Origin of the sequence: uncultured Paracoccus sp. (assembly GCF_937873615.1) — a bacterium.
GTDB lineage: Bacteria > Pseudomonadota > Alphaproteobacteria > Rhodobacterales > Rhodobacteraceae > Paracoccus.
Map to the genome: position 1 here is coordinate 65,486 of NZ_CALMYP010000001.1, position 6,855 is coordinate 72,340.

The following is a 6,855-nucleotide window of genomic DNA, read 5'->3' on the forward strand; positions in this document are numbered from 1 at the left end:
GCTCGCGCGTCACGGCTTCCCTGCCGCCCAATTCGCCACAATCATCCCCGGCACGCCCTCCGCAGCCCGTTCGGCATCCCGCGCCAGATCCAACCGTTTGCGCAAGCGGACCTGCGGCACCAGCAGGAAGATCGGCACGGTTGCCACGCCGCGCCCGGTCCTGGATTTGGAAGCCACGGCGCGGCCTTTGGAATTCAACCGCCCTTCTGCCACCAGCAGGCTGGGCCCGCGACGACGATAGATGAACCGCAGGCGCAACCCGGTTCGGCGTTCCCATTCGGCGGGGGTGATCCGGCCGCCCTTGACGGAATTCCCGGCGGCCGGTGTGGGGATGGCCAGCCAGAACCCATCCCTGGACCGGATCAGCGGCCCTGTGTCATGCGCGCCGATGATCACCGGGGCATTGGACCAGACCAGCGCGGCAGCGTTCAGGCTGTCGCTGGATTTCGGCCAGGTGGCGAGCCGGATCGAGTTGCCGAGCCGGGTTCCCAGCCCCGCACCGGTGATCTGCCCGCGCCAGGCGGATTTCAGGTCGGCACCCGCCGCGCGCATCGCCGCCGACACCGCCTTTTCCCCGGCGGCGATCTCGGCCCTCATCAGGGCGACGAGGTCGGGGCTGATCTCAAGCTTCAACTTCACGCGGGCCGCAGGTCCAGCGTCCAGATCAACCGTTCGTGGTCGCGGATCGGCTCGCCCTGAAGGATGAAGCTGTCCGCGCCGATCACCAGCAGGTCGCCCGGTTGGGGATCGGGCAGGTCGGAGACCTGGATATCGACCATGATCGTGTCGCTGAGGAAGCGGCCCGCCCCGAACTCGGTGATGCGGTCCGGGGTACGGCGGATCACCCGGATCGGACGCTCCGCCGAGGTGGCGGCGGAAATCCACACCGCCGCCACCGCTATCGAGGGATTGGTGAAGATGCGGCCCAACGCCGCCTCGAACACCGACATTATGCATGCCCGCCGTCAGTTCGAACTGTGCAGGCGGATCGCGAGGCGCGGCCGCTTGTTGACCGGCAGGATCGAGGCCTCGGTCATCAGATCGATCCAGCGGCCCTTCTCGTCGAGATGCTGGCGGGCATAGAGTGGCAGGCCGATGGTGTTGGCAGCCTCCAAGAGGTTCGCCGGGCCGCCATAGGTGGTGAAGGTGTCGAAAGTGCCGATCGGAAAGGCGACGCCTTCGCCTGCGGGCAGGAAGCGCTCGGCGGTGCCCGTCGAAAGTGTGGCGCTGCCGGTGTATTCCTCGAACAGGATCCCCGCGAAGGGAAAGGCACGGCGGACATCCTCGCGCAGGGGCTGGCCACCGGTGGCGGAATAGAACTTGTAGGCATCCTCGGTCTTGGGGTGGCTGATCAGCTTGTCGAAGAACTCGGGGCTGACCAGCGCATGCGCCCGGGTCATCGATTCCCCGAGAAGATTGTCCTCGATGGCGCGCAGCACCTCACGGACCTTGCCCTGCACATTGGTGCCCGCGGTCCCCAGCACGAAGTCCACCGAGATCTGGGTGAGGCCGAACTCGCTGAAGTAATTATAGAGCGTGGTGCCCGCACCATCCTTCACGATGCCGCGGAGCGCGTTCATCTCCATGTATTCGCGGGTCTGGGCGTGTTTGCGGCGCATCAGCTGCAGCTTGCGGTTCATCACCTCGACCAGCGGATCGGCGGCATCGGAGACGCCCAGCGCAGGTTGTCCCTGGATGTCCCCTGGCAGGATGATATCGTCATGCGGGATCCAGGGCAGGGCGAAGCTGCGCATCGACCGCCCCTCGCGGGTGCCGACGGTGGCCGGGGCGCCGAGCGGCACCGAGGGCAGCAGGCTCAGCACGCCCTGGAACTGTTCGATGACGATGCTGCGCTGGGTGACGCCCTCGAAGCGGAAGAGGCCGATCTGGCCGAGGCGGGTGTAGAGGTTGGGCAGGATGTTGATGGCCTGCGTCATCTCGGCCAGCGAATAGCCGCCAGCGTCGAAGGGGTTGCGGATGATGGCATTCATGGCGGACTCCGTGGATTTTGGGAAAGGGCGAGACGATTGCGGCTGAACCGCGCTCGTCTGGAGGTGCGATCAGTGGGCGCGTCGACGTCAGACGCCGTCGCGGGCGATGATGCCGACGGCGGCGAGCTGGCCGAGCTTGGTGGTGATCTTGGCACCGTCATCGACGGTGGCGTCGTAAGCCAGCTCCGCCCGCGAGACGATGGACGGGCCCCGTGCGACGACGATGCCGACGGCATCGGCGAGGGTCGCATCGACGGCATGAAGCAACACGGCGGTGGCGGTCTGGGCGCCGTCGGTGCCGCCGCTGGTCGCCAGCTTGTATTTGCCGCTGGCGGTGATCTTCCCGAGGACAGCGCCCACCGGATAGGGCATCCCCATCAAGAGGGTGACGGTCTCGCGGGTATAGTTCGGGTTGACCTCGTATTTGAGGACATCGCCCGGGCTGGGCGGTTGGGTCAGGACGGGCATGGGTCAGTCTCCATGTGTTGGGGGATAGAAAAGGGGCGCTGGATCAGCGCTTAGCCTCGGCCGCGACCTTCCGGGCGGCGGCGATGAGCGGGCTGTCTTTCGCGGCCGCCGCCGCCGGGGCGGTGGAGACGATCCCCGCCGCATCGCTGCGCGCCGCGAGATCGGCCAGCACGCGAGCGCGCAGGGCTTCGGGTTTCAGCCCCTTCGTGACCGCGTCGGCGGCGTCGATGGTCACGCCAAGGCGCGCGGCCTGGGCACAGATCTGCGCCACCTCGGCTGCCTCGGCGCGGATGGCGTCGGCATTGGGTGCCTGAGCTTCAGGTGCCGGGAGCGGGGCCACTGGTGGAATGGGCGCCGACGATGGCGCAACCGTCGTGGGCGCAGCATTTGGACTGGCGGGAGCTGCGGGCGGCTCGGGCGCGGGCACCATGGGGTCAGCCGGTGCGGTAGCGATGGGCGCGGCGGCAGCCGGGTTCGAGGTGTCGGTGGGGAGGGAGGTCATCTTCGGACCCTTTCTGCTGGGGGAGGTTGTGCCGCGCGGGGCGGCGGCGAAGGCGTGGAAGGCGGTGACGGGATCGGCCACCTCGTCGGCGAGGCCTGCGGCGATGGCGTCGGCGCCCCGGAACACCGCTGCTTCGGTGGCGAGTGCCGCGTCTCGGGTCAGCCGATCCCCGCGCCCGGCAGCGACGGTTTCGGCGAAGAGAAAGCGGACCACTTCCAACTCGCGCTGCATCTGGTCGCCCACCGCTTGCGGAAGGGGCTGATACGGATTGGCGTCGATCTTGTGCGTCCCGGCATGGATCAGCGTGACGGCGATGCCCTTCTGATCGAGGGCGCCGCTCATGTCGGTGTGCAGGGCTATCACGCCGATGCTGCCGACAGCGCCGGTGCGGGGCAGGATGATGCGGTCGGCCTGGGAGGCGAGGACGTATCCCGCCGACAGGGCATGCTCGGCGACGAAGGCCTGGACCGGCTTCAGCGCCCGGGCGGCCCGGATGCGGTCGGCCAGATCGAAGGCGCCCGCGACCTCACCGCCGAAGCTGTCGATGTCCAGCGCGATGCCGCGTACGCCCGGGTCGGCGATGGCCGCGTCGATCTGCGCCGCGATCCCTTCATAGGAGGTCAGGCCCGAGGACTGCCCGATCCATGCCCCACGATGGACCAGCGTTCCGGCGATCTCGATCACCGCGATGCCGTCCACCAGCGCGAAGGGCTGGGTGCCATTGCGCTGATGGTGCTGCGCAAGATCATTGCCGAAGAGCGAGGCACGGGCGGGCAGGGTGGCCAGCGCGACATCCCCGAAGGGCAAGTCGATGCCCGCGAAGGTGATCTCTTGCCCGATGATGCGCGGCCCCAGCCCGGACAGGAAGGCCAGCGCCTTCGCGGGATCCACCATCAGGGGGGTGTTGAAGGCGCGCTGCGCGATCTGGACATGATGCATCATGCACCCTCCTTTCGGTCGGTATTTTCGTCGCCGGAGTTTTCGTCCTTGGTGGCGTCTTCGTCGGGGCCTTTTGCCCCACCTTCACCTGGCCCCTGCGCGGGCGACCCCGGGCGGCGGAAGTCGAGGCCCAGCGCCCGTTCGCGCTTCCGCTCGGCGGCGATTTCGCGGTCGACCTGTTCGGCGTCGTAGCCGCGCTCGGAGATGGCTTGCGTGCGGGATTTCAGGCCCGCCTCGATCTGCAGGATCTCGGCCGAGGCATCCTTCATCGGATCGACCCAGTCCCATTTGGTCGGCAGCCAGACACAGGCCTGATAGTACCGCCGCTGGCTGTCATAGCCCGGCAGGTCCAGCGCGCCGGAGAGAACGGCCACATCCATCCAGCGCGCCCAGACCGCGCGGCAGAGCTGGAAGACCATGACCGAATGCTGGAAGGCCGAGATCCTGCGTCGGAAATCCACCAGTGCGATCCGGGTGTTGGAGAAATTGCCCTTGGCGGTGTCGCCGGTCATGGAACCATAGGGCACGCCCAGCGCCGCGCCGATCTGCAGCAGGGTCCGGTATTGGAAGGGCTCATAGGTGCCGCCCGAATCCGGGGTGGCGGGGGTGGTGACGTCCTCGCCGGGATCGAGGCGAACCACCTGGCCGGGCTCGACCTCCAGATCCTCCTCGGCCGGTTCCAGCGGGGTTTCCGGGGCGGGCGAGGTGATGAACATCGCGAACATCGCCGCGATCTTCTTCCGCTCCAACTCGGCATCGTCGTAGAGGTCGAGGGTGAAAAGCTTCACGATGGCCGGAGCGAAGCGCGAGACGCCCCGGAGCTGCCCGGCCTCGACCGGGTCCAGCACATGGATCACCTCCGAGGCCGGAACCCGGACGGTTTCGCCGGAAAGGCCGGGATCGGTCATGTCGCCGGGGTGGCGACGCAGGAAGTGATAGGCCAAGCGGCGTCCAATTCCGTCGAACTCGATGCCCTGCCGGATCAACCCGGCACCGGGCAGGCTGCGGTTCAGATCCAGCGGCAGCATTTCGGCGGGCAGCATCTGCAGTTGCAAGGGCACGGTCAGACCGTCCTCGGCCCGGCGCGGACGGATGCGGAGGAACACCTCGCCCGACAGAAACACCTCGCGCGCCGCCCGGCGCTGAAGCCCGTAGAAATCCGTCAGGCCCTCGGCATCGGAATCATCGGTCCAGGCCAGCCAGAGCACCTGAAGCTGCTCCTTCAGCGTGGCGTCGGCAATCGACGACGAGGGCTTGATGCCATCGCCGACGACATTGCTGGCGAAGCTCTCCACGGCGTTCGCCGCATAGCCGTTGTTGCGGACCAGCCAGCGCGCCCGGGCGGTGTCCCCCGGCAGATATCGCTGGCTGGGCCGCAGCAGGATACCTTCAGGTTCTGGCCGGCATTCCGCCGGTCAGTTGCGGCGCTGAGACTGTCGCTGGCCTGGTCGAGGTTCCGATTGCCGAGTTGATGCCGATGTTCAGACGGATCGGCCCGAGCGATGAACAGGCGCGGCTACGGCGCGTGATGCCGCCCGGGTCCAGGACCTGGCTGAAGGTGACGGACCCTCCCGACGGCGTGCCGATCCGGTCGTCCGACCTTCTACTGTCGGCGGGATCCCTGCAGCAGTTCGAGGAGGAACGTGATCTGCTGCGGCGACCGGCCTCCACCATCGGCGCCAGCCCGCGCTATGATTGGGACGCGATGTACGCGTGGCTGACGTGGTTCCTGTTCGAAAAAGGGGTGCCCGACACCCAGACCGCGCTGGTTTCAATGGTGCAGGACTGGTTCGTGCAAAACTCGAAGTCGGGCGAAGTGCCGGATGAAAGCACCATCCGCAAACGGCTGACCTCGCTCTGGCGCAAGCTGCGTGGCGAGGATGCAGCGTGAGGGTCAGGCTGATCTCGGCAGGTCGGTCCCGTCCTGCGCTGCGTCATGCACAAGGCGGGGCCGCGGACGCAGGAGGCTGGCCACCGTATCGACGCCTGCGCGCAGGGGGGAGTCCATCAGGTGTGCATAGCGCTGGGTGGTCTGCATCTGACTGTGGCCCAGGAGCTTGCCGATCATTTCCAGCGACGCGCCGCCGCTGACCAGCAGCGATGCGAAGGTGTGGCGCAGGTCATGGATACGGACGTCGGCCAGCCCGGCCTCCTTCTGTGCCTTTACCCAGAAGCGTCGGATTTCCCGCACCGGCTGGCCAACCGTGTCGCCGGGGAACAACCATGGGTTGCCGCTGGGCACCGCCTCAAGGCGCAGCCGCACTATGGCCGCCACGTCCTGCGAAATCGGGACGCGGTGGATCTTGCGCTGCTTGGTGGTCGACGCGGGTTTCGACCAGATGGCATAGTCGAGGTTGAACTGTTCGAACCGTGCGGTACGCACCTCGCCCACCCGGGCGCCGGTCAGCATGCACATGCGAATGATTCCCGCGGCGCGCTGATCCTCGGCTGCATCCAGCACGGATGCCAGCCGGGTCAGCTCTTCGGGCGACAGGAACCGCTCGCGGGCATGTTCAATGCGCCGATGGAACCCCTGCGCGGGGTTGTCAGTCCGCCATTCCCATTCCACCGCCAGCGTGAACATCTTGCGCAGCATTTCGCCCATGCGGTTGGCGCGGATCGGGGTGGGCTTGTGGCCCTGCAGCTTGCGGGCCCGGTTGTTGGGCTTCGCCTTGCAGGGACGGGGACGCCCCTCGGCCACGAAATCGAGGAACTTGGCGACGTCCGACTTGGTGATCTCCGTCACCAGCCGGTTGCCCCAGGCCGGTTCCACCATCTTCTTCAGCATCGAGACCTGGTCGCCCGCATTGGTCTTGGCCAGTTTGGGCAGGTGTTCGGCGATGTAGCGGTCGATCATGTCGGTGACGCGCGAGGCCCCGCGCCACTCGTCGCGTGTCGCAAGAGGATCCTGTCCCTCGTCGATGGCGCGGCGCAGTTCCTTGGCGCGTTCGCGCG

At 67.4% G+C, this 6,855-nt stretch carries 7 protein-coding genes and 1 pseudogene; 1 reads left to right on the plus strand and 7 read right to left on the minus strand.

Annotation, left to right across the window (positions count from 1 at the left end; genetic code table 11):
* Positions 1–9: 9 nt before the first annotated feature.
* The 6 genes and pseudogenes from Q0330_RS00385 to Q0330_RS00410 all read right to left on the minus strand — a co-directional run.
* The gene (locus tag Q0330_RS00385; RefSeq protein ID WP_299472832.1) at positions 10–639 is read right to left on the minus strand and encodes a DUF6441 family protein; all 630 of its coding nucleotides are present in this window, start codon (positions 637–639) and stop codon (positions 10–12) included.
* Positions 636–950: a hypothetical protein gene (locus Q0330_RS00390; RefSeq protein ID WP_299472834.1), complete on the minus strand. Its 315-nt coding sequence runs from the start codon at positions 948–950 to the stop codon at positions 636–638. The genes Q0330_RS00385 and Q0330_RS00390 overlap by 4 nt, the downstream gene beginning before the upstream one ends.
* Before the next feature lie 15 nt (positions 951–965).
* The gene (locus tag Q0330_RS00395) at positions 966–1,991 is read right to left on the minus strand and encodes a major capsid protein (protein WP_299472836.1); all 1,026 of its coding nucleotides are present in this window, start codon (positions 1,989–1,991) and stop codon (positions 966–968) included.
* 87 nt (positions 1,992–2,078) lie between these two features.
* Positions 2,079–2,459: a head decoration protein gene (locus Q0330_RS00400; protein ID WP_299472838.1), complete on the minus strand. Its 381-nt coding sequence runs from the start codon at positions 2,457–2,459 to the stop codon at positions 2,079–2,081.
* 43 nt (positions 2,460–2,502) lie between these two features.
* On the minus strand, positions 2,503–3,900 hold the full coding sequence (locus tag Q0330_RS00405) for a S49 family peptidase (RefSeq protein ID WP_299472851.1): 1,398 nt from the start codon (positions 3,898–3,900) through the stop codon (positions 2,503–2,505).
* Positions 3,900–5,246: pseudogene (locus Q0330_RS00410) on the minus strand (phage portal protein); the annotation flags it as partial. The gene Q0330_RS00405 and the pseudogene Q0330_RS00410, both read right to left, overlap by 1 nt.
* 131 nt (positions 5,247–5,377) lie before the next feature.
* Between Q0330_RS00410 and Q0330_RS00415 the strand changes: the two are divergent.
* Positions 5,378–5,791, plus strand: coding sequence for a hypothetical protein (locus Q0330_RS00415; RefSeq protein WP_299472840.1), 414 nt, complete (start codon positions 5,378–5,380; stop codon positions 5,789–5,791).
* A 3-nt stretch (positions 5,792–5,794) separates the two neighbouring features.
* Here Q0330_RS00415 and Q0330_RS00420 read toward each other — a convergent pair.
* Positions 5,795–6,855: site-specific integrase (locus Q0330_RS00420; protein WP_299472842.1), on the minus strand; the 1,061-nt coding region annotated here is incomplete at its 5' end.